At 61.7% G+C, this 1,620-nt stretch carries 2 protein-coding genes; one reads left to right on the forward strand and one right to left on the reverse strand.

The genetic code is table 11. The features are described from left to right. On the forward strand, window positions 1–292 hold a 292-nt coding region (locus tag A2I95_RS36405; protein WP_291737372.1), incomplete at its 5' end, for a M50 family metallopeptidase. On the opposite strand, the gene A2I95_RS36410 is transcribed toward A2I95_RS36405, so the two are convergent. Then, window positions 289–1,413 carry an aminotransferase class V-fold PLP-dependent enzyme gene (locus A2I95_RS36410; RefSeq protein ID WP_291737373.1) on the reverse strand — a complete coding sequence of 375 codons (1,125 nt, stop codon included), beginning with the start codon at window positions 1,411–1,413 and terminating at the stop codon, window positions 289–291. The two genes, A2I95_RS36405 and A2I95_RS36410, sit on opposite strands and share 4 nt — an antisense overlap. Window positions 1,414–1,620 lie beyond the last annotated feature (207 nt).

Here is a 1,620-nt window from a genome sequence, read left to right on the forward strand (position 1 = left end):
GATGCTGGCCGCCGCCCGCTATCTGAGCCTGAACATCAATGACATGATCCTGCGGGTGATCGGGATCAGCAGCATGATCTATGCGCCGCTGGACATCTGGGACGACACTATTGCGCGCTCCTATCTGCGCTCCGACGCGCGGATGATGGCCGAGGAGTTCGGCGGCACAACAATGCTGTGGGGAGGCGTGTGGCTGGCAATCAGCCTCGGAGTGATCTGGCTCACCCTGCGCCATGGGCTGGGCCGCACAAGCAATATCCCCTTGCGCTGCCCAATCCAGTTCCTTCGTTAAAGCACCTGATCCACGACGGTCTTCAGCCGCGCGATGGTGGCGTCCACTTCATAAAGCTTATCCAGACCGAACAGCCCTAGGCGGAAGGTGCGGAAATCCGCAGGCTCATCGCATTGCAGCGGCACGCCAGCCGCGATCTGGGTGCCCAGCGCCAGGAATTTCTTGCCGTTTTGCACATCGGGGTCAGAGGTATAGCTCACCACCACCCCCGGCGCGCCAAAACCGTCCGCCGCAACCGAAGTGATGCCTTTTTCCTTCAGCAGCGCCCGCACACCATCGCCCAGCGCCCATTGCGCATCGCGCAGGCGGACAAACCCGTACTCCTTGGTCTCCAGCATGGTGTCGCGGAAGGCCTTCAGCGCATCGGTCGGCATGGTGGCGTGATAGGCATGACCGCCGTCTTCATAGGCCTTCATGATGGTGCGCCACTGTTTCAGGTTGATGGCGAAACTGTCCGAGGTGGTCTCTTCGAGCCGCGCCAGCGCCTTCTCCGAAAACATCACCAGACCTGCGGAAGGCGACGCGCTCCAGCCCTTCTGCGGGGCAGAGATCAACACGTCTACGCCGGTGGCCTTCATGTCGATCCAGGCGCAGCCCGAGGCGATGCAATCAAGCACCACCAGCGCGCCGACCTCATGCGCAGCCGCCGCCATGGCGATCACATAGTCGTCGGGCAGGATCACACCGGCTGCGGTTTCCACATGCGGGGCAAAGACGATATCCGGCTTCTGCTCTTTGATCGCGGCGACCACATCGGCAATCGGCGCAGGCTCAAACGGCGAGGCCGTTTCATTGCCGGTCCGGCGCGCCTTCATCACGGTCGAGGACGCGGTAAAGCCGCCGGCCTCGAATATCTGGCTCCAGCGGTAGGAGAACCAGCCATTACGCACTACCAGCGCATTTGCACCGCGGGCAAACTGGCGCGCCACCGCTTCCATCGCATAGGTGCCGCCACCGGGCACCAGCGCCACGGCTTCGGCGTTGTACACCTCTTTCAGCATCTCATTGATGTCCAGCATCACGCCTTGGAAGGTCTTGGACATATGGTTGAGCGAACGGTCGGTGAAAACCACCGAGAATTCATCCAGACCCTGCGGGTCAACGGTATCGAGCAATGCCATCTTGGCCTCCCTGAGATTCTTCATGAAACGGCTAGCCGGTGCCACGGGGTTTGGCAAAGCCTGCGTTGGCATACAACGGAGCAGCCGTTCTCCGAAGCGTGATATTGACTGCGGCCCGGCAGAAGGGCTGGAGCGCGTCGCCTTCCGCAGGTCTGGTGATGTTTTCGGAGAAGGCGCTGGCGCGGCTCGAAGAGACCACCTCGGACA

This window comes from Leisingera sp. F5 (genome assembly GCF_001593695.1).

Coding starts and splice junctions, on each gene's coding strand:
- A2I95_RS36410 (WP_291737373.1), bottom strand. CDS start 1,413: ATGGCATTGCTCGATACCGTTGACCCGCAGGGTCTGGATGAATTCTCG.